This window comes from Klebsiella sp. 1SOBk5mer (assembly GCF_046603115.1).
GTDB lineage: Bacteria > Pseudomonadota > Gammaproteobacteria > Enterobacterales > Enterobacteriaceae > Klebsiella > Klebsiella quasipneumoniae.
Genome location: NZ_JBKIUU010000001.1, coordinates 942,697 through 963,152 on the forward strand (window position 1 = coordinate 942,697; position 20,456 = coordinate 963,152).

At 59.1% G+C, this 20,456-nt stretch carries 20 protein-coding genes; 8 read left to right on the forward strand and 12 right to left on the reverse strand.

Features of this window, described 5'->3' with window-relative positions; translation table 11 throughout:
• Positions 1-141: 141 nt before the first annotated feature.
• The 6 genes from ACLH1U_RS04640 to sad form a co-directional block, all read right to left on the reverse strand.
• Positions 142-1,593 (reverse strand): tagaturonate reductase, encoded by a 1,452-nt coding sequence (locus ACLH1U_RS04640; RefSeq protein ID WP_411299099.1) that lies wholly within the window; start codon positions 1,591-1,593, stop codon positions 142-144.
• A gap of 113 nt (positions 1,594-1,706) precedes the next feature.
• Complete coding sequence (locus tag ACLH1U_RS04645) at positions 1,707-2,237, reverse strand: GNAT family N-acetyltransferase (protein ID WP_032452799.1); 531 nt, start codon at positions 2,235-2,237, stop codon at positions 1,707-1,709.
• A gap of 76 nt (positions 2,238-2,313) precedes the next feature.
• The gene (locus ACLH1U_RS04650) at positions 2,314-3,738 is read right to left on the reverse strand and encodes a GGDEF domain-containing protein (RefSeq protein WP_023289639.1); all 1,425 of its coding nucleotides are present in this window, start codon (positions 3,736-3,738) and stop codon (positions 2,314-2,316) included.
• 114 nt (positions 3,739-3,852) lie between these two features.
• Positions 3,853-4,221, reverse strand: coding sequence for a DUF4186 domain-containing protein (locus tag ACLH1U_RS04655; RefSeq protein ID WP_023289638.1), 369 nt, complete (start codon positions 4,219-4,221; stop codon positions 3,853-3,855).
• Positions 4,221-5,147 carry a glutaminase B gene (glsB, locus tag ACLH1U_RS04660; protein WP_023289637.1) on the reverse strand — a complete coding sequence of 309 codons (927 nt, stop codon included), beginning with the start codon at positions 5,145-5,147 and terminating at the stop codon, positions 4,221-4,223. Before glsB ends, ACLH1U_RS04655 begins: the two co-directional genes overlap by 1 nt.
• An 80-nt stretch (positions 5,148-5,227) precedes the next feature.
• The gene (gene sad / locus ACLH1U_RS04665) at positions 5,228-6,613 is read right to left on the reverse strand and encodes a succinate-semialdehyde dehydrogenase (protein ID WP_004205961.1); all 1,386 of its coding nucleotides are present in this window, start codon (positions 6,611-6,613) and stop codon (positions 5,228-5,230) included.
• Between the two features lie 106 nt (positions 6,614-6,719).
• Between sad and ptrR the strand changes: the two genes are divergently transcribed.
• Positions 6,720-7,598, forward strand: coding sequence for a putrescine utilization regulator PtrR (gene ptrR, locus ACLH1U_RS04670; protein ID WP_065806110.1), 879 nt, complete (start codon positions 6,720-6,722; stop codon positions 7,596-7,598).
• Here the strand turns inward: ptrR and ACLH1U_RS04675 are convergent.
• A complete protein-coding gene (locus ACLH1U_RS04675; protein WP_032452796.1) occupies positions 7,552-8,034 on the reverse strand; it encodes a GNAT family N-acetyltransferase in 483 nt (160 codons plus the stop codon). The genes ptrR and ACLH1U_RS04675 overlap by 47 nt on opposite strands.
• Positions 8,035-8,179: 145 nt before the next feature.
• On the opposite strand from ACLH1U_RS04675, the gene ACLH1U_RS04680 reads away from it, so the two are divergent.
• Complete coding sequence (locus ACLH1U_RS04680) at positions 8,180-9,124, forward strand: L-lactate dehydrogenase (protein WP_117132295.1); 945 nt, start codon at positions 8,180-8,182, stop codon at positions 9,122-9,124.
• Positions 9,125-9,145: 21 nt separating this feature from the next.
• Here the strand turns inward: ACLH1U_RS04680 and ACLH1U_RS04685 are convergent, their stop codons facing one another.
• Genes ACLH1U_RS04685 through dtnK form a run of 3 tightly spaced genes read right to left on the reverse strand, consistent with a single transcriptional unit; the run spans position 9,146 to position 12,123 of the window.
• On the reverse strand, positions 9,146-9,907 hold the full coding sequence (locus ACLH1U_RS04685; RefSeq protein ID WP_023289632.1) for a DeoR/GlpR family DNA-binding transcription regulator: 762 nt from the start codon (positions 9,905-9,907) through the stop codon (positions 9,146-9,148).
• 1 nt (position 9,908) lies between these two features.
• Complete coding sequence (locus ACLH1U_RS04690) at positions 9,909-10,895, reverse strand: D-threonate 4-phosphate dehydrogenase (RefSeq protein ID WP_032452794.1); 987 nt, start codon at positions 10,893-10,895, stop codon at positions 9,909-9,911.
• The gene (dtnK, locus tag ACLH1U_RS04695) at positions 10,888-12,123 is read right to left on the reverse strand and encodes a D-threonate kinase (protein ID WP_411299100.1); all 1,236 of its coding nucleotides are present in this window, start codon (positions 12,121-12,123) and stop codon (positions 10,888-10,890) included. The genes ACLH1U_RS04690 and dtnK overlap by 8 nt, the downstream gene beginning before the upstream one ends.
• 184 nt (positions 12,124-12,307) lie before the next feature.
• Here dtnK and ACLH1U_RS04700 point away from each other — a divergent pair, with 184 nt between their 5' ends.
• The 4 genes from ACLH1U_RS04700 (at position 12,308) to ACLH1U_RS04715 (ending at position 16,774) form a co-directional block, all read left to right on the forward strand.
• Positions 12,308-13,456, forward strand: a complete 1,149-nt coding sequence (locus tag ACLH1U_RS04700; RefSeq protein ID WP_049014016.1) for an iron-containing alcohol dehydrogenase — start codon at positions 12,308-12,310, stop codon at positions 13,454-13,456.
• Between the two features lie 14 nt (positions 13,457-13,470).
• On the forward strand, positions 13,471-14,355 hold the full coding sequence (locus ACLH1U_RS04705) for a dihydrodipicolinate synthase family protein (RefSeq protein WP_121936079.1): 885 nt from the start codon (positions 13,471-13,473) through the stop codon (positions 14,353-14,355).
• A gap of 85 nt (positions 14,356-14,440) precedes the next feature.
• Positions 14,441-15,391: a phosphoglycerate dehydrogenase gene (locus tag ACLH1U_RS04710; protein ID WP_085550842.1), complete on the forward strand. Its 951-nt coding sequence runs from the start codon at positions 14,441-14,443 to the stop codon at positions 15,389-15,391.
• A 63-nt stretch (positions 15,392-15,454) separates the two neighbouring features.
• Positions 15,455-16,774 (forward strand): MFS transporter, encoded by a 1,320-nt coding sequence (locus ACLH1U_RS04715; protein WP_085550841.1) that lies wholly within the window; start codon positions 15,455-15,457, stop codon positions 16,772-16,774.
• A 45-nt stretch (positions 16,775-16,819) separates the two neighbouring features.
• Here the strand turns inward: ACLH1U_RS04715 and ACLH1U_RS04720 are convergent, their stop codons facing one another.
• On the reverse strand, positions 16,820-17,614 hold the full coding sequence (locus ACLH1U_RS04720; RefSeq protein ID WP_085550840.1) for a PhzF family phenazine biosynthesis protein: 795 nt from the start codon (positions 17,612-17,614) through the stop codon (positions 16,820-16,822).
• Between the two features lie 201 nt (positions 17,615-17,815).
• Between ACLH1U_RS04720 and ACLH1U_RS04725 the strand changes: the two genes are divergently transcribed.
• Positions 17,816-19,015, forward strand: coding sequence for a sugar transporter (locus ACLH1U_RS04725; RefSeq protein ID WP_032452773.1), 1,200 nt, complete (start codon positions 17,816-17,818; stop codon positions 19,013-19,015).
• Positions 19,016-19,083: 68 nt separating this feature from the next.
• On the opposite strand, the gene ACLH1U_RS04730 is transcribed toward ACLH1U_RS04725, so the two are convergent.
• A complete protein-coding gene (locus ACLH1U_RS04730) occupies positions 19,084-19,752 on the reverse strand; it encodes a MarC family NAAT transporter (RefSeq protein ID WP_004205969.1) in 669 nt (222 codons plus the stop codon).
• A 260-nt stretch (positions 19,753-20,012) separates the two neighbouring features.
• Here ACLH1U_RS04730 and marR point away from each other — a divergent pair, with 260 nt between their 5' ends.
• The gene (gene marR / locus ACLH1U_RS04735; protein WP_004143563.1) at positions 20,013-20,447 is read left to right on the forward strand and encodes a multiple antibiotic resistance transcriptional regulator MarR; all 435 of its coding nucleotides are present in this window, start codon (positions 20,013-20,015) and stop codon (positions 20,445-20,447) included.
• Positions 20,448-20,456: the final 9 nt, after the last annotated feature.

Consider the following 20,456-nt stretch of genomic DNA (forward strand, 5'->3'; position numbering starts at 1 on the left):
CCCCTGTGCAGGGCGATTTGGCACTAAAAAGCCTTTTGCAGCGAGGCTGCCGACCGGCTTAATCTGGTTAATAAAAAAGTATGTTGTAACTAATTCGAGTGCGATTAAACCCGGCCGCAGCCGGGTGAATAGACTCCGCTATCAGCAGAGCGGCCTGACGGCGTCGCGCATACCGCGGGTCAGGATAGCGTCAAGGTCAGCGGCGACCTGCTCCACCAGGCCGGGGATCTGGCTGAGATCCTGCTCCCAGTGGGACTCCACGCTGAGCACGGCGGAAACCAGTTCGCGGGTGCATATCTGGCCGTCACGATGGCGCGCCCAGAGCGTCTGGTAGCGCGTCAGCCATTCCGCATCATCCTGTACCGGATAGCTTGTCCCCTCCCGCTCTCCCCGGTAGAAGGCGATCAGCGCCGCCAGGGCGAAGGTCAGGCGCGGCGGCAGCGCGCCATGCACCTTCTGCCCTGCCAGCAGCTGCGGCAGAATACGGGTGCGATATTTGGTCATGCCGTTGAGAGCGATCGAGAGCAGCTGATGTTTGATATAGGGATTACGGAAGCGCCCGGTCACGGCGCTGGCGAATGACACCAGCTCATCGCGCGGCAGATCCAGCACCGGAATAATCTCGTCATAAATCGCCTTTTCGACAAACGCGCAAATCTCCGCATCGTTCATCGCCTCGCCGACGGTGTCGATCCCGGCCTGGAAGGCCACCGGCACCAGGGCGGTGTGCGCCCCGTTGAGGATCGCCACTTTGCGCTCTTTATAGGGCTTGATATCGTCCACGATGCGCACATTGAGCGGCAGCTTATCGAGTCGCAGCTCGCTGGCTAATGAGGCGGGCCCCTGAATAACGAACAGATAAAAGTGCTCGGCAGTATCGAGGAAAGCGTCCTGATAGCCGGTTTGCGCCTCCAGAGCCGCCACTTCATCGCGCGGGTAGCCGGTCACTATGCGATCCACCAGCGTGGAACAGAAGGTATTTGCCGACGTCAGCCAGTTGATAAAGGCCTGCGGCAGCTGCCACTCGGAGGCATAGCGCAGCACCAGCGTCTGCAACGCCTCGCCGTTATAATCGATCAGTTCGCAGGGGATGATCACCCATCCCTTATCGGCTGCGCCGGCAAAATACTGGTAGCGTTCAAACAGCAGGCGGGTCAGTTTTGCCGGATAGCTTACCGGCGGCGCGTCATCAAACCGATCCCCGGCATGGTAGCTGATGCCCGCCTCAGTGGTATTGGAAAAGACAAACCGCATCTGGGGGTTATGCGCCAGACGTAAAAAAGCGTCGTAGTCAGCGTAAGCGCTGATTTCCCGATTGACCGAGCGGATCAGCCGCGCGTCGCTCACCGCTTCGCCCTGCTCGTTGAGACCGCGAATGATGGTGGTATAGAGGCCGTCCTGGGTATTCAGGGAGGGTGGGAAATCGGTGGCAATAGGACGAACGACCACGATGCCAGCATTCAGGTCGGTATGCGTGTTGAGCAGGTCAATCTGCCAGTCAACGAATGCGCGCAGGAAGTTACCTTCTCCAAACTGGATGATACGGTCAGGGTACTGCGCGCCGGGGAAATCACGACGGTTTAACGTTTTCACAATGGGTTCCCTCTAAGAGTAGTCATACAACCTGAGTAATTGGTCCAATAACTTATCAGGTTTTACTACCAGTGAAACCCTGTTTTGATCAAAGGATTCTGTAATAACCGCCGTCAGGGAAGAAACTTATAGAACAGTGAAGTGGCGGTCATCGCACCGTCAGGCATCAGCGCATAGCGCGGAATTTCGCCCACTTTTTCCCAGCCACAGCGGACATAGAACTGTTCCGCCCCGCTGCCGGTCGCCGTGTCCAGCACCAGCACCGTCTTACCTACCCGCCGGGCGGTTTGCTCCAGCTCCGCCATCAGCGCGTTGGCAATCCCCAGGCGGCGGGCATTTTGGTGAACCAAAAGTTTGGCCACGTCCGCACGATGGGGCTGGTTTTCCGGTTGGCTGGTGATAAGTTGCACGGTGCCGACGGGACGTTCCTCTGCGTCAAGGGCGGCCAGCACGATGCGCTCCCCGGCCGCCACGCTGTTGGCGACATGTTGCCAGAAGGTCGTCGCCGTCTGCTGACTGAAAGGCAGCATAAAGCTCACCGAGGCGCCGCCGTTCACGCAGCTCGCCAGGATATCGCTTAATGCCGGAAGGTGATGAAGAATATCGTCATGCGATAACGTGCGCAGTGAAAATGATGCGATCATACTAGCTCCTTGTTTTTGACCACATCACTATATTTTAACCAATCATTAACACAAGCATAACATCTATAGGATTTTCTTATGGCGCGCTTTCCGTTAGCGTCGGCATACAGATGCGGTTACGGCCTGTCTGTTTGGCTTTGACCATTTCATCGTCCGCCGCCAGCAGCAGCTGGTTAAACAGCTCGGTAATACGGGCCTGGCCCACCTCGCGTGTCTCCAGTCCCATACTGATGGTCAGGTGGATCGGGTTATGTCCCCAACCGAAAGCTTGCGACTCTACGCCGTGGCGGATCTTCTCCGCCAGCAGGTAACCCTGCTGGGTACTGTCGACCACGGCGGCGACCGCAAACTCCTCGCCGCCGATACGGGCGACCATACCCTGCTCGCCCACCAGTTGCCTGACCTGCTGGGCAAACTGAGTCAGTACGCAATCTCCGCCCTCATGGCCCAGGGCATCGTTCACCCTTTTGAAGCCATCGATGTCCAGCACCATCACCGTCAGCAGTTTATCGGCCGGCAAGGCCTGACGTTTCAGCGCCTCGCTCAGCCCGGAACGGGAATAGACCCGGGTCTGGAAATCAAAATCGGCGCGCAGGGCCAGCTGTTTCACCAGCATGTTGATCGCCTCGACGCTGGAGGCGACGATCACCGGACTTATCAGCATCGCCGCGATCCCCAGGCGAGTGGAGAACAGCTGCCACGGCTGCATTCGCGTATCCGGCGCAAAGTGAATTAACGAGTTGGCCACCAGCAGTATCTCGCCGATGCCGGTGAGAAAGGTCAACAGGCAGGTCAGCGGCAGCGGATAGCGCACGGCGCACCAGATCAGGGCCGGTAACGGGAAGGTAATGCTGCCGGCGCCGCCCACCGCCACGCCGAGGGCAATCGACAGCACCAGCGCCAGCGCGGGCAGCAGCTGGCGAAAGCGAAAACCGCTTAACGCGGAGGGCAGCGTCAGGGTCAGAATAAACGGCAGAATAAGCACCGCCGTCGAGAACTGCTCGCTAAACCAGTCCGCCAGCTGGGGAATAAAGGTGGCGCGCTCGACGTCCACCGACCCCAACGCGCCGACCGCTGCGCACAGCAGCGCGGCTAACAGACAGAAACAGAATAAATTAAGCGCGTTAATCGGGCCGGGCATCGAGTCGGCGCGTCGTTTATCCCACAGCACCAGCTGCGCCAGGGTCACAATAAAGACAATATTGGAGAAGTTAATCAGCAATGAGGCAAAGCCCATTCCCCAGCGCGAAGTTAATCCGTCATAGACCAGCATTGCCGCAAAGCAGACGGCATAAAAATAGCTGCGATTAAGCCATACGTAGCGCGCAAAGATCCCGGCCATCACTGCGTTGAGCGGCCAGAAGAAAGAGAGCTCCTGCACCAGACGCAGCATCGCGCCCAGAAAATGCAGCAATAGCGTTAACGTAAATAAGACCAGTGCATCGCGCACGGGTTGTTCTTCACGAAACAGCGTAAATGACCGAATCGACAGTGAAGACATTCAGTAATTATCCGTCTAATTGTTTCAGGCAATTATTATGTTAATAGTTAGTTAGCGGATTATCATAACATGAGAATATTTATCAGGCATACTCCGGCGCCGATCAAATGCAAATTAGCGCACAGACGGGCCATTCATCTGCAGCACCAGCCAGCGGTGGATCACCTGCACAATATAGCGCTGCTCCTGCTCGCTCAGCGCGCGGCCGTGGGGAATGGCGTGCCATTTTTCCAGGCAGCCGCGACAGCAGGTGGCGGTCGCGTGCTGGGCGATAAACACCGGGTGACCGCGCATCGGCGTCTGCTTGCCATCATTGGCCGGCGCGGCGGACGCCAGCCGCTGACGGATAAAATCGGCGGCATGCTGGTCGATGACCTCCGGCCCTTTATCGAGGCAGTATTGCCGCTCTTTCATCCCCAGCCGGAAGCGTGAACGAAACGTCGAACGCGCCAGGCGAGCAAACAATCGATCCTGATCGACCATCAGAACACCGACCTCCCCAGCCGCTGAGTCAGTTTCTCCAGCAGCGCCACGCCGGCCAGGGAGTTCCCCGCCTCGTCAAGCTCCGGGCTCCAGACCGCGATCGCCATCTCCTGCGGCACAATCGCCACAATTCCGCCGCCGACGCCCGATTTCGCCGGCAGACCGACGCGCCAGGCAAACTCGCCGGCGTTCTGGTACATGCCGCTGGTCATCATCAGGGCATTCACCTGGCGGGACTGTATCGGCGCGATAACCGGCGTTTCGAGATGCGGGGCGATGCCGCGGTCGGCGAGAAACAGAAAGGTTCGCGCCAGCTCGACGCAGCTCATCTCCAGCGAACAGTAGTGGAAATAGTTCTGCAGCACGGTGGCGACATCATTATGGAAGTTGCCGAAGGATTTCATCAGCCAGGCGATGGCGGCGTTGCGCGCCGAATGCTCAAACTCAGAGCGGGCCACCAGCGGATCGTAGGCGATATCGGCCACGCCGCTCAGGCGGCGGACAATCTCCAGCATTCGCTGGCGCGGCGCGCTGAGCCGGCTCTGAAGCATGTCGCAGACAACCAGCGCCCCGGCGTTGATAAACGGGTTGCGCGGTTTGCCCTGCTCGATCTCGAGCTGCAGAAGCGAGTTAAAGGGCTGACCGGAGGGATCTTTCCCCACCCGCTGCCAGATCTCCTCTTCCTGATAGTGGTTCATGGCCACCACCAGACTCAATACCTTGGAGATCGACTGGATGGAGAATCGTTCATGGGCATCGCCGGCGGCAAAATGTTGCCCGTCCACCGTACAGATAGCGATGCCAAGCTTATCGCCGCTGACGCTGGCCAGCGCCGGAATATAATCCGCCACTTTACCGCGGCCAATCAGCGGCCTGATTTCTGCCAGAATGGCTTCCAGCATTGCGTTATTGATCACCGTCGCCACACGCGGCTCCTTGCCCACCGTCGAATTTTGGTGGGCGAGTATAGCAGACGAGAACGACGGTCGTCAGGGGCAAACGCAGATTAGCGACGGTCTTTCCAGACGGTCTGCGCATTGCAGAACTCATGCAGGCCAAAATGCGACAGTTCGCGACCAAAACCGCTCTTCTTCACGCCGCCGAAAGCCACCCGGGCGTCGCTGGCGCAGTAGCCGTTAAGGAAGACACCGCCGCACTCCAGCTCGCGGGCAAAGCGCTGGGCCTGCGCCTCGTCGGTGGTGTAGACCGTTGCCGACAGGCCAAATTCGCTGTCGTTGGCGAGGGCCAGCGCATGGTCTGCGTCACGGGCGGTGGTCAGGGTCGCGACCGGACCAAACAGCTCCTGGCGGAAGCCGGTCATGCCGGCGGTGACGTTGCCCAGGACCGTTGGCGCATAGTAATTGCCCGCCCCTTCGATTTTTTCCGCCCCCAGCAGCAGGGTTGCGCCTTCATCGAGGGTCGCCGTTACCTGCTGGTGCAGTTCATCGCGCAGATCGAATCGCGCCATCGGCCCGACGTAATTCTGCTCGTCGCGCGGATCGCCCATCTTCAGCGCCGCGACGGCGTCGACAAATTTGCGGGTGAAGGCCTCGGCAATGCCGGCTTCGAGGATAAAGCGCTTCGACGCGGCGCACACCTGGCCGCTGTTCTGATAGCGGCCGGTGACGGCGGCCTTCACCGCTTCATCCAGATCGGCATCGTTCAAAACGATAAAGGGATCGGATCCCCCCAGCTCAAGCACGCATTTCTTCAACGCTGCGCCCGCCTGAGCGCCAATCGCTTTCCCGGCGCGGACGCTGCCGGTGACGGTCACCGCCGCGATGCGGTCGTCATTGATAATCTGCGAAACGCCGTCATTGGTGGCGTTGACCCAGCCAAACACGCCCTCCGGCAGGCCGGCGGCGGCAAAAATCTCGCCCAGCAGGCGGGCGCTGCCCATCACGTTCGGGGCGTGCTTCAGCAGGTAGCTGTTGCCGGCCAGCAGGATCGGCACCGCGCCGCGCAGCACCTGCCAGACCGGGAAGTTCCACGGCATCACCGCCAGAATGGCCCCCAGCGGACGATATTCGATCACCGCCTGGTTATTTTCCACCAGGGTGGCTTCGGTCGCCAGCATCGCCGGGCCATGTTCGGCATACCAGTCGCAGAGATTGGCGGATTTCGCCACCTCGCCGCGAGCCTGAGCAATCGGTTTGCCCATCTCGAGAGTGATCGTCTGGGCCACCTCTTCACCGCGGGCGCGCAGCTCGGCCCCGATGCGGCGCAGCGCGTCGGCGCGTGCGGCGAGCGGCGTCTGACGCCACTGGCGATAGCCCGCCGCGGCGAGAGCGATAGCCGCGTCGACCTCGCGTTCGCTGGCCCACGGCAGCGAGGAGACCACCTCGCCGGTAGTCGGGTTGACGGAGACGGCGTGCGTTGCAGATAAATTCATCGTTATTCTCTCTCTCGTTGCTTGCGAAGTGAACGTATTCTGGCTTACCTTTCCATTCATTGAAAATGAATAATATTAAGCAACGCATTCACAAAAGAAGAATAGTATGGACCTGACTCAGCTAGAGATGTTTAACGCCGTCGCCAGCACCGGCAGCATTACCCAGGCAGCGCAGAAAGTGCATCGCGTGCCGTCCAACCTCACCACCCGCATCCGCCAGCTGGAGGCGGATCTTGGCGTTGAGCTGTTTATCCGCGAGAACCAGCGGCTGCGCCTCTCGCCCGCGGGCCACAGCTTCTTACGCTACAGCCAGCAGATCCTCGCCCTGGTGGACGAGGCGCGAATGGTAGTGGCGGGCGACGAACCCCAGGGACTGTTCTCTCTCGGTTCGCTGGAGAGCACCGCGGCGGTGCGGATCCCCACCACCCTGGCCCACTTTAATCAGCGCTACCCGAAAATTCATCTCGCCCTCTCCACCGGCCCCTCCGGGACGATGATCGACGGCGTGCTGGAGGGAGCCCTGAGCGCCGCGTTCGTTGACGGACCGCTGGTGCACCCGGGCCTGGAGGGGCTGCCGGTGTTCCCTGAAGAGATGATGATCGTCGCCCCCTACGGCCACGCGGCCATCGCCCGCGCCAGCGAAGTGAACGGGGCTAATGTCTACGCTTTTCGCGCCAACTGTTCCTACCGCCGGCATTTTGAGAGCTGGTTCCATGCCGACAGAGCCACTCCGGGCCGGATCCATGAGATGGAGTCTTATCACGGGATGCTGGCCTGCGTGATCGCCGGCGCCGGGCTGGCGCTGATCCCGCGCAGTATGCTGGAGAGTATGCCGGGCCATCAGCAGGTTTCCGCCTGGCCGCTGGCGGAAGAGTGGCGCTGGCTCACCACCTGGCTGGTGTGGCGCCGGGGCGCCAAAACCCGCCAGCTGGAAGCGTTTATAGCGCTGCTGAACGAAGATCGGCAAACAGCGGTTTCTCCATAAAGACGCTGAGCGGATCGGGCTGGTAGGGAGCAAACGCGCAGCGGGTCTGATAGCCGTTGCGCGTATAGAGGGTGATGGCCGCATGCTGATGGATGCCGGTCTCCAGGCGCAGAGTATGGCAGTCGCGCTGGCGCGCTTTCGCCTCCAGGGCCGCCAGCAGCTTTTCTCCCAGCTGTTGCCCACGATGCTGCGGATCAATATAGACCCGCTTCATCTCGCCAAAACCTTCATCGCTGAGGACGATAGCCCCGCAGCCAACGGCTTCGCCCTGCGGACTGCGGATCGCCATGGCGATCACTGTCTCCGGCGGCAGCTGGCCGAGGTCCAGCAGATGGTTGCTCTCCGCCGGGTAGAGTGTCTCCTGCCAGGCGTCGAGGGCGGCAATCAGGGCGGTAAATTCGGCGTCGGTGGGGGCGATGTCGGTGATGGTATACATAGGTGAGCTCCTTTTTTTACGCCACTGTAGCGCGCCCCGGAACGGTTTCCGCCATAGCATTAACTTATATTGCCGCCCGCCACTTGCGCTAACTAACTGAAACGCAGTAACTTTATCCCCTGCCGTCCGTTTTTGAGACCTGAATATGCGCACCAAAACCCGTAAAGTGATGATTATTGGCGCCGGTAACGTCGGCGCGTCAGCGGCCTACGCCCTGCTCAACCAGAGCATTTGCGAGGAGCTGATCCTCGTCGACCTTAACCAGCCGCGCGCCGAGGCCCACGCTCAGGACCTCAGCGATGCCGCGGCCTATCTGCCGGGGATGATGACCATCTCCACCCGCGAGGCCAGCGACTGCGCCGATGTCGACATCGCGGTGATCACCGTCTCCGGCGGCGCGCTGCGCCCCGGCCAGAGCCGTCTCGATGAACTGACCACTACCGCGAAAATCGTCAAGAGCATCGTGCCGACCATGATGGCCAACGGGTTTAACGGCATCTTCCTCGTGGCCACCAACCCGTGTGACATCATCACCTGGCAGGTATGGCAGCTCTCCGGCCTGCCGCGCAGCCAGGTGCTGGGCACCGGCGTCTGGCTGGATACCACCCGCCTGCGTCGTCTGCTGGCGCAGGAGCTGAACATTGGCGCCCAGAGCATCGACGCTTTTATCCTCGGCGAGCACGGCGATACCCAGTTTCCGGTATGGTCGCACTCCTCGGTATATGGCACGCCGATCGCCGACCTCTATCAGCAACGCACCGGCCGGCCGCTCGACCGGGAGGCGATGGCCGACAAAGTGCGCAAGCTGGGGTTTGAGATCTACGCCGGCAAAGGCTGTACGGAATATGGCGTGGCAGGCACCATCGCCGAGATCTGCCGCAATATTTTTACCGGCAGCCACCGCGCGCTGGCGGTCTCCTGCATTCTTGACGGTGAGTACGGGGTCAGCGGCGCGGCGGCTGGGGTGCCGGCGGTGCTGGCCCAGGGGGGCGTGGAGCAGATTATCGAACTGCGGCTGGCCGGCGAAGAACAGACGAAGTTCAGCCAGTCGGTTGCGGTGATCAAAGCCAATATCGCGCGTCTGCCCTGACGGCAGACGGCGGCGTCTGGATCAGTCGGCAATGATCAGCTGAGGGGAAAGGGTCACCAGCGCCTCGCGGGTCGCTTCCGGCAGGTGGCCGTCGGTGACGATATCGGTCAACGACTCCAGCGGGGCAATGTTGAAGAGTGACCAGGCGCCGTATTTGGAGCTGTCCGCCAGCAGAATGCGCCGGCGGGCATTGGCCATCAGATCGCGTTTCAGGGCGGCCTTCTCCTCCGTCGGGGCGGTGATCCCTTTCTCAAGGTCCCAGCCGTTGCAGCTGACGAAGGCGAGATCGGGCCAGATGGTCTGCAGCAGGCGGCGGCCGTGATCGCCGATGCACGACTGGCTGCTGTCATCGATGCGCCCGCCGATAATCGTCACTTCAATCTGCTTAAATTCCGACAAAAACAGGGCGATATGTAAATCGCTGGTGATCACCCGCAGCGGCAGATGGGTGATCTGCCGCGCCAGTTCAATCATGGTGGTGCCGGCATCAAGCACAATGGCGTCGCCGGCTTTCACCAGCGCTGCCGCCGCGCTGGCGATCGCCTGCTTTTCCAGCGGGCTGCGCTGGGCTTTCTCCAGCGTCGTCGGCTGGGCAGGAATAAACCGGTTCAACGTCACCCCGCCATGCGTGCGGCTGATCACCCCTTCCTGATCGAGTTTGATCAGGTCGCGACGAATGGTGGCTGGCGAGGCGTTGGTCGCCGCCACCAGCTGGTCGACAGTCACCAGATTATGGCTTTTCAGGAAGTCCATAATCTGCTCTAACCGGTTATATCCCTTCATGTTATTCCTGCGCGATGTGCATGGCGAGCTCAATGGAGGTTGCCATGCTCTCAGACTTCGCTTTACCTGTCCAGGCAATATCAAACGCGGTGCCATGATCCGCAGAGGTGCGGATAAACGGCAGCCCGGCGGTGATATTGACCCCATCATAGAATCCCAGCAGCTTCAGCGGAATATGCCCCTGGTCGTGATACATCGCCACGACCATGTCGTACATCCCCTCATGACACTGCATAAACACCGTGTCCGGCGGACAGGGGCCGGTTACCTCCACTCCCTGCTCCCGCATGGCGGCAACCGCGGGGGCGACGATGCGGATCTCTTCATCGCCAAACAGGCCGTTCTCCCCGGCGTGCGGGTTCACGCCGGCGACCGCAATGCGCGGACGCTGATAGCCGACCCGGCGCAGAAAGCGATCCGCCACGCCGATCACTGTCTCGATCCGCGGTTGGTTGAGGGTGTCAAGGAACTGGCGCAGGGCGATATGGGTGGTGATATGGATAACCTTAAGCTTTTCGGTATACAGCACCATGGCGTAATCGGTGGTTTGCGTCAGGTGGGCCAGCAGTTCCGTATGGCCGGGAAAAGCATGCCCCGCCAGATGCAGCGCCTCTTTATTCAACGGCGCGGTGGCGATGGCCGCGACGGCGCCCTCCAGCGCGAGGCGGGTCGCCCGCTTAATGCAGCGAAACGCCAGATCCCCGGCCTGGGCCTGCACTTCGCCAGGACGCAGCCCCTGCGGGTCGCTGAGCGGCTCATCGATGACGTTAATCGTCGCCGGGGCAAAGCTTGCCTCGGCGGGATGGTCAATGATGCGCAGTTCCGCCCGCGGGGTGATGTTCAACGCCAGGATACGCCGCAGCGTCTGCGCGCAGCCCACCACCACCACCGGCGCGCCGCTCAGCGCCCCTTCGGCGAGGGATTTGATAATAATCTCCGGACCAATCCCTGCCGGGTCGCCCATTGTGACTGCAATGATGTTAGACACTCAGTTTCTCCTCAATAAAATTCACAACATGTAATAGCGTGGTGTCGGTGCCGAATCCTCCGGCTTTAGTCATCACCGGCCGCGACCAGCGGCCGCCGAGGAAGTATCCGTATGGGACGCACTCCGCGACCCGGCCGCGGATTTGAAAACCGGTGGCGCCGAGCGCCTGAGCCACGGCGATGGCCACATCGCCACCGGAGAGGTACAGCGCGCCAGGGGGACACAGCGCCACCGCCTGTGCCGTAACGTCGGCAAGCCAGGCGCAGATGTGCTCCCCGTAGGCCGCACGGCTGAGACCGCGTTCGCGGCACTGGGCTTCAATCCCGTGCCGGACGGCGTTATTCGGGCGGGTGGTCACCACGCAGTGATCCCCCTCACGCAGCACCTCTGCGATCCGCGAGGCTTCCTCCTTCGGCGATCCGCTAAAGGCCTGTTCGACATCCATTTCGATCTTTCTCACTCGGGAATGAGCCTGCAGCGCAGCGACCTGGCGCTGCGCCATCTCGCTCATCGAGCCGACCACCGCCAGCAGCGGCCCCTGCTCGCTGCGGCGCAGGCGGCGCGCCAGCGCCTCGCAAAGGCCTGCCGAGCCGACCAGCAGGGTCTCCTGCGCATGAGGAGCGACGGCGTCAATGACCTGATCCAGATGACGCTCTTCCCAGGCGTCGATAATCAGTACCTGCCTCGCATCGCCCGCCGTCGCTAACGCTCCCGGAAGCTGGTCGGCGCTCAGCGACCGGCTCGGCAGCCGGCTCTGCATGGCGAGAATGCCGGCAATATCCGCCCGACTAACCGGCGTCTTCGGATCGCTGGCAAATTCGGTGTGATCGAGGGGTATCCCGTGTACATAGCAGCGTCCGTCCCGGGTATGCCGCCCGGCCGCCGGGTAAGCCGGCGCCACAACCGCCACCCGGCAGCCCTGCGCCGTCATCATCGCTTCCAGTTCGGCGCCGGGGTTGCCGCGCAGCGTGGAGTCGATCTTCTTTATCTGCCAGCGCGGGGCGAATCGCGCCGCGCCGCGCAGCAGAGCGGTGACCTTGTCGGCGGCCGCGCCGGCGGTCATCGCCCGGCTGTCGCTGTTGAGTATTAACGCCCGGGCGGATGACGCCTGCCCGGCGGAGAATGCCACTTCTACCGACATACCCGCCTCCGCCAGGCTGACCCCGGCGTCATTGGCTCCGGTAAAGTCATCTGCCAGCACCAGCACGCTGTTATTGCCGTCTTTCATTGTCCTGCCTTGTGGTCGTTGTAAACGTTGCAAACCTGAAATTGATTATATTCAATCATATTTGATTAAATGTGAGCAAGCTCAAGTTATTAAACCGCCGTATAAATTATAACTTTTCCCCACCAGACGAGTAGAACGACTCGTGAATGATTGAATTCAATCAACCACTACCAAGGAGAAACGCGTGGCGACGATACACAGCACGATCATCAGCGGGGCTGGCGCCTCATCGGCCCTGCTCCCGCTGCTGGCAGATAAAACCCGTATCCTGCTGGTGACCGACAAGAACGTCGGGGCGCTGGAGGCGACCCGGGCGATCCATCGCCTGCTGGCGGCTGACGGGCGCCAGGTTGAGGTCATTAACAGTGTGCCTGCCGAGCCCAGTCATCAGGATGTGGCGGAGATCGTCAGCCAGCTGGGCGCTTCTCAACCGCAGATGGTCGTCGGCATTGGCGGCGGGAGCGTGCTGGACGTGGCGAAACTGCTGTCGGTGCTGCTGCATCCGCAAGCCCCCACTCTGACGGCCCTGCTGGCGGGTGAACAGCCGCAACGACGGCTATGCTCCCTGCTGATCCCTGCCACCGCCGGGACCGGCTCCGAAGCAACGCCGAACGCTATTCTGGCGATCCCCGAGCAGCAGACCAAAGTGGGGATCATCTCCCCGGTGCTGCTCCCGGACTACGTCGCCCTGCTGCCGGAGCTGACCACCAGCATGCCGGCCAGCATCGCAGCCTCGACCGGGATCGATGCTCTGTGCCATCTGCTGGAGTGTTTCACCTCCACCGTGGCCAACCCGGTAAGCGATAACGCGGCGTTAATCGGTTTACACAAGCTGGTGCGTCATATCGAACGCTCGGTGGATCAGCCGCAGGATCTGACGGCGAAGCTGGAGATGCTCTGGGCCTCGTGGTACGGCGGCGCGGCGATCAACCATGCCGGCACCCATCTGGTGCATGCGCTCTCCTATCCGCTCGGCGGCACCTGGCACCTGCCGCACGGGGTGGCCAACGCCATTCTGCTGGCGCCCTGCATGCGGGTCGTCCGCCCCCACGCGGTGGCGAAGTTCGCTCAGGTCTGGGATCTGATCCCCGACGCGGACCTCACCCTCAGCGAGGAAGAGAAATCCCATGCGCTGGTGGCATGGCTGGCGGCGCTGGTCAAACGCTTACCGCTGCCCGATAACCTCGCCGCGCTCGGCGTTCCCGCAGACAGCATCCCCGCCCTCAGCGCGGCGGCGCAGAACGTTAAACGCCTGATGAATAACGCCCCCTGCAGCGTCAGCCGTGAAGAGATCGCGGCTATCTACCAGACGCTGTTTCCGGAACATGCCTAACAGGAGAAAATCAAATGAGGAGAGCCATTAGCGGCGTACTCACCGCCATCGTTACCCCCTTTACCACCGAGGGAGCCCTTAACCTGCCAGCGCTGCAGCAGCAGGTGCAGCGCCAGATCGCCGCGGGCAACGGCATATTCTGCGGCGGCACCAACGGCGAGTTTTTTGTCCTCAATGAGGAAGAGAAGATCGCCGTCGCCAGAACGTGCGTGGAGGCGGCCGCCGGTCGCGCGCCGGTGGTAGCCCACATCGGGGAGGTTTCCACCCGGGAGACCCGCCGGCTTGGCCAGCAGATCGCCCGCCTCGGGGTTGACGCGGTATCGGCCATCACCCCGTGGTTCGTGCCCCTGAAGCAGGAAGAGCTGATAAACCACTATACGGCGATCGCCGACGCGCTGAGCGTCCCGCTCTTTCTTTACAACATTCCCGCCCGCACCGGTAACACCCTTGCGCCGGAGACAGCGCGTAAGCTGGCGCAGCACGACAATATCATTGGCATCAAGGATAGCGCCGGCAGCTACGACAGTCTGAAAGGCTTTCTTGACGCGGTACGCGACATTGACGGTTTCGACGTTCTCAACGGCCCGGACTCGCTTATCCATCAGGGGTTTGTCGACGGCTGCTCAGCCTGCATCTCGGGGCTTGCCAACGTCGCGCCTGCCGAGATCAACGCTATCTGGTCGCTGTTCCATGCTGGAGATATCGCCGGATCGCGCCAGGCGCAGGAGCGGGTAACGGGCCTGCGCACCGACCTGTACAAGGTAGCGTTCTCACCCGCGGCGGTGAAAAAAGCGCTGCAGCTGATGGGCCATGAGGTGGGCGACAGCCGCTACGCGGTGCAGTTTAGTGACCAGCAGCTGCAGCAGATTAAAAATATCATTAACACCTACCTTCACTAATTTACGTATCCGCCCCGACCATCACTGGTTGGGGCAAGGTCTTGTATTTGCGACGCTCATTGTCGCCAGTAAACAGGAAACGGTTATGAAAGTAATTTGCACCTCGCCCTCATTCGCCAAATACGACGACGCGCCCATTTCGGCACTGAAAGAGGCCGATCTGGAACTGGTCATGTTGCCTGCCGATGCCTCTATAGAGTTGCTGGCTCAGCATCTACCTGATGCCATAGCGATGATTGTCGCCTTCACCGACATCAATGAATCGCTGCTGGCAAAGGCCCCGAGGCTAAAAATTGTCTGCAAACACGGTGTTGGTGTGGATAACATCGATCTTAACGCTACACGTCAGCGCAAAATTTTTGTCACTAACGTTCCTGATGCCAACAAACATGCGGTGGCCGATTTTGCTTTTGGCTTAATTCTCAATACTGCCCGCCAGATTTCTCAGGCAATCAGTGAAACGAAAGCAGGCAACTGGCCTCGTATTTTTGCCACTGATGTTTATGGCAAGACCCTGGGGATCGTCGGTTTAGGCCATATCGGTAAGGAAGTGGCGCGACGTGCGCGCGGATTCAATATGCGAGTGCTCGCCACGGACGCCTGGCCAGACAGAGAATTTGCACAAGAACACCAGATTGAATATGTCTCACTGGATACCCTGACGGCACAAAGTGATTTTATTAGCCTGCATACCCCTTTAACCCCGGAAACTGAAAATATGTTTAATGCCGCCCGGCTACAGCAGATGAAATCAGGGGCATTCCTGATCAATGTTTCCAGAGGCGGTATTGTTGATGAACAAGCGTTGTATGAAACATTGAAATCAGGACACCTCGCCGGAGCCGCAGCTGACGTTTTTCTCGAGGAACCTTGCGCTACGCACCCTTTATTTACCCTAGCGAATTTTGCGCCAACATCTCATATTGCTGGATATACGGATGGCGCAATTAGCGATATTAGCGCGCGCTGTGTCAACAATATTATTACTTGCGTCTGTCACGGTGAACGACCTGAAAACATTATGAATTCGCTGTAAATAACGAGGTGGGAAGCTTGCCATTCCCACCAATATAACGAACATCTACTCAGAGCCGAATATATGAACACGACAGCTAACACTACTCGTATTCGCTGGTGGATAGCCGGGTTAATGTGGTTGGCTATTGCCATCAACTATATCGACCGGACAGTATTATCTGCCGCAGCCCCACATTTAATTGATGAACTGAAACTCGACCCCGAAATGATGGGGTTTATCATGGCTGCTTTTTTTTGGTCATACTCGTTATTACAGATCCCCGCCGGATGGTTCGCCGATCGTTTTGGTCAGAAAAAAGGTCTTGGTTTAGCTGTCGCCTGGTGGTCAATTGCCACCTCGATGATGGGGGTTGCTACGGGTTTTAAATCACTTCTGGCACTGCGTCTGGCTTTAGGTGTTGGCGAGGCCGCCGCCTACCCCAGCAACGCTGGGATCGCCGCACGCTGGTTTCCGGATAAAGAACGTGCCACCGTATCCGGACTCTTCGATAGTGCGTCAAAATTTGGCGGGGCGATTGCCATGCCGCTTATCGTCTGGATGATCTACACATTTGACTGGCGACTGACCTTTTTGATTATCGGCAGTGTGGGCATTTTATGGGTTATCGCTTGGTATTTTATCTATGCTGAAAATCCAGAAGAACACAAACGCATCAGTCCTTCAGAAGTGCGTATTATTCGCGATGGACAAAAACAACATCACGGCGACAAAACTGTATTGCCCATGAAATGGTATAAGCTCTTGCGTTATCGTAACATTTGGGCAATGTGTATCGGCTTTTTTACCATCAATTACACCTCCTATTTTTTCATTACCTGGCTTCCTACTTACCTGGTAAAAGAAAAAGGTATGGATTTTATTAAAATGGGAATGGTAGCCGCTCTGCCTTTATTATGCGGGATGGTGATCGAAGTTTTTGCTGGCTGGGCCTCGGATCGTCTGGTACATAAGAAAGTACTGTCTCTCACAGCGACCCGTAAACTGTTTTTGACTATCGGCTTGCTCATGGCACTTTGTATCGGCTTTGCACCATTTACCGACTCCGTGTTTATGACCGTCTTTCTCTTGTGTGTCGCCAAATCAGGCACGACGGTCGCCGCATCACAGGTTTGGGCCTTACCGGGTGATGTTGCACCCAAAAATAGCGTCTCAATTGTCGCTGGGCTGCAAAATACAGTTTCGAATATGGGAGGCGCAGTCGGTCCTATCATTACGGGTGCGATCGTTGCTGCGACAGGCTCATTCAACTGGGCTCTGATTTTCTCGGCCATTCTTGTCGTGATCGGGATAATCAACTACCTGTTCCTGATGGGTAAAATAGAACCTATCAATGACAAAGGTGGAAAATCATCCGTCCTTAATGCCGCAGAACAACATTAAGTCCAATCCGCCCGGTAGAGGACGCCACCGGGCGTAAACACATTGTTAACCTCGCAGGTAAACCGTTCCGCGCAGATAGGTAGTGGCCTGGCCGCCGATCAGCACCCGGTCGCCCTGCCACTGGCAGCGCAGATCCCCGCCGCGGGCGGAGACCTGGCGCGCCATCATGGTGGTTTTCCCCAGCTTGTCGCCCCACCAGGGGATCAGCATGCTGTGGGCGGAGCCGGTCACCGGATCCTCCGGCACCCCTTCTCCCGGGCAGAAGAAGCGGCTGACAAAGTCATATTCCTCATCCGGCGCGCTCACGCAGATCATTTTGCCGAGCGTCTGCAGGCGCGCCATGTCCGGTTGCACCGCTTCAACCTGCCGGCGATCCGCCAGCAGCACCAGATAATCGCGCCCTTCCCGTACCTCGACGGCCGCCTCGAGGCCCAGCCCGGCCAGCAGGTCCGCCGGCGGATTGGCCACCGGGGTGGTCGTCCACGCCGGGAAGTCGAGCGTCAGCCAGTCGCCGCTGCGGGTCACCCGCAGGTCGCCGACAAAACGGGTGCTAAAGGTAATCGTCGCCGAGGGATGGTCGAGATATTCAAAAATAACGTGCGCCGTCGCCAGGGTGGCGTGGCCGCAGAGGTTGATCTCGCCAAGGGTGGTAAACCAGCGCAGCTCATAGCCTTCGTCGGTGCGGACGAAGAACGCCGTTTCGGACTGGTTATGCTGTTGGGCCATTTTCAGCAGCACATCGTCGGCTAACCACTCGCTGAGGGGGCAAACGGCCGCGGCATTGCCGCCGAAGTTTTTATCGCTGAAGGCATCGACCAGATAAAATTGTATTTCCTGCATACACTGTCCTTATTTTTTTTACTTTCCTTCAACATGACATAAAAGCGCCCCCCTGACACTATCCATAGCAAAATTAATTGCTTAACCGCACCTGGGTGTTTGCAGTGAAATGAGATGCAGATCACAAAATGATTGTCTTTTCGCCAGCAAACGTTTTAAGATCAGCGTCACATCTTCCCCTGAATCACCAGTCCAGAGCTTATGACTACGAATACGGTCTCACGCAAGGTAGCGTGGCTACGTGTCGTGACGTTGGCCATCGCCGCGTTTATTTTTAACACCACAGAATTTGCCCCGGTCGGTCTGCTGTCGGATATTGCCGACAGCTTCGGCATGGAAACCGCCCAGGTGGGCATGATGCTGACCATCTACGCATGGGTGGTGGCGTTAATGTCGCTGCCGTTTATGCTGCTGACCAGCAAAGTGGAGCGTCGGCGGTTGCTCATCGGCCTGTTTATTCTGTTTATCGCCAGCCATGTGCTGTCGTTCTTTGCATGGAATTTTGACGTGCTGGTCATCAGCCGCATCGGCATCGCCTTCGCCCATGCGGTGTTCTGGTCGATAACGTCGGCGCTGGCCATCCGCATGGCGCCCCCGGGCAAACGGGCGCAGGCGCTGAGCCTGATCGCCACCGGTACCGCGCTGGCGATGGTGTTTGGCATTCCGATCGGCCGCATCATCGGCCAGTATTTTGGCTGGCGAATGACCTTCCTGGCGATCGGCCTTGGCGCCTTAGCCACTCTGGCCTGCCTGGTGAAACTACTGCCGACGCTGCCGAGCGAACACTCAGGCTCGCTGAAAAGCCTGCCGGTGCTGTTCCGTCGCCCGGCGCTGGTCAGCGTGTACATTCTGACCGTGGTGGTGGTGACCGCCCATTATACCGCCTACAGCTATATCGAACCCTTCGTCCAGACGGTGGCGGGTCTGAGCGGCAATTTTGCCACCGTACTGCTGCTGATCCTCGGCGGGGCCGGGATTATCGGCAGCATTCTGTTCGGCAAGCTCGGTAACCAGCACGCTTCGGGGCTGATAAGCCTCGCCATCGGCCTGCTGCTGGCCTGTCTGCTGCTGCTTTTGCCGGCCTCGCATAACCCGCACCACCTGATGCTGCTCAGCATCTTCTGGGGGGTGGCGATCATGATTATCGGTCTCGGCATGCAGGTGAAAGTGCTGGCCTCCGCCCCGGACGCCACCGACGTCGCCATGTCGCTGTTCTCGGGCATCTTTAACATCGGCATTGGCGCCGGCGCGCTGGTGGGCAGCCAGGTGAGTCTGCACCTCTCTATGGCCTCCATCGGCTACATCGGCGCCATCCCGGCGCTGGCAGGCCTGATCTGGGCCCTGCTGATCTTCCGTCGCTGGCCGGTATCGCTGGAAGAGCACCAGCCGCACCACTCTTGATTGAGCCGCAAAAAAAAGCCCGTCGGTATCGCTCCGGCGGGCTTTTGTCTCTCTGCGCATCACCGCGGTCAGGGATGCCAGGTCGAAATGATCTCCAGCACGCCGTTAATAATGAACTGCACGCCCATGCAGACCAGCAGGAAGCCCATCAGCCGCGAAATGGCCTCAATGCCGCCTTTGCCTACCAGACGCATAATCGCCCCCGAACTGCGCAGGCAACCCCAGAGAATGATCGCCAACAGGGCAAAGATAATCGGCGGCGCCGCCAGCACCACCCACTCCGGGAAGTCCACGCCGTGCTTCACGGTTGAGGCGGAACTGATGATCATCGCGATGGTGCCCGGACCGGCGGTGCTTGGCATCGCCAGCGGCACAAAGGCGATATTGGCGGTTGGCTCATCCTGTAGCTCTTCCGATTTGATCTTCGCTTCCATCGAATCGTGGGCTTTTTGCTGGGGGAACAGCATGCGGAAACCGATAAAGGCCACAATCAACCCCCCGGCGATACGCAGCCCAGGTATTGATATGCCGAATGTATTCATCACCACCTGGCCGGCATACCACGACACCATCAGGATGGCGAAGACATACACCGAAGCCATCAACGCCTGTTTGTTCCGCTCGGCGTTGTTCATATTGCCCGCCAGGCCAAGGAACAGCGCCACGGTAGTCAGCGGGTTCGCCAGCGGTAACAGCACCGCCAGGCCGAGCCCTATCGCTTTAAACAAATCAAACATAGTTAAAAAAGTCCCGTAAATATTCATTTTTTAAGGATGGTTTCACGCCGTGAGTATACCGGCTTCAACAATTCCAACGCCAGCCTGCTGATAAATCACCTTCGCCAAAAATTAACAAGCGTTAGAAAATTCACAAACAGTGACCCGTGTCGAATTTTCTTGTTTTAGCAAATCGTGGCATCGGCCAATTCATAATGTTGACTTATGATTGCCTGGGCAATAGTATCACTCGCAACTAAATCATTGCCTGGGCAACCATCATGAAAAGTACCAGCGACCTGTTCAACGAGATGATCCCGCTGGGCCGCTTGATCCAGATGGTTAACCAGAAAAAAGATCGCCTGCTCAACGACTACCTCTCACCCATGGATATTACCGCGACCCAGTTCCGGGTGCTCTGTTCCATTCGTTGCGAGGTATGTATTACCCCCGTTGAGCTGAAAACCGTGCTTTCCGTCGACCCGGGCGCGATGACGCGTATGCTCGACCGCCTGGCGTGTAAAGGCTGGATTGAACGGTTACCCAACCCCGCTGACAAGCGCGGCGTGCTGGTGCAGTTGACGCCAGACGGCGCAGCCCTTTGCGAGCAGTGTCATCAGGTTGTGGGTCAGAAGTTACACCAGGAGTTAACAAAAAATCTGTCGGCGGACGAAGTCGCCATGCTTGAGCAACTCCTCAAGAAGGTCCTGCCGTAAAAATAAGAA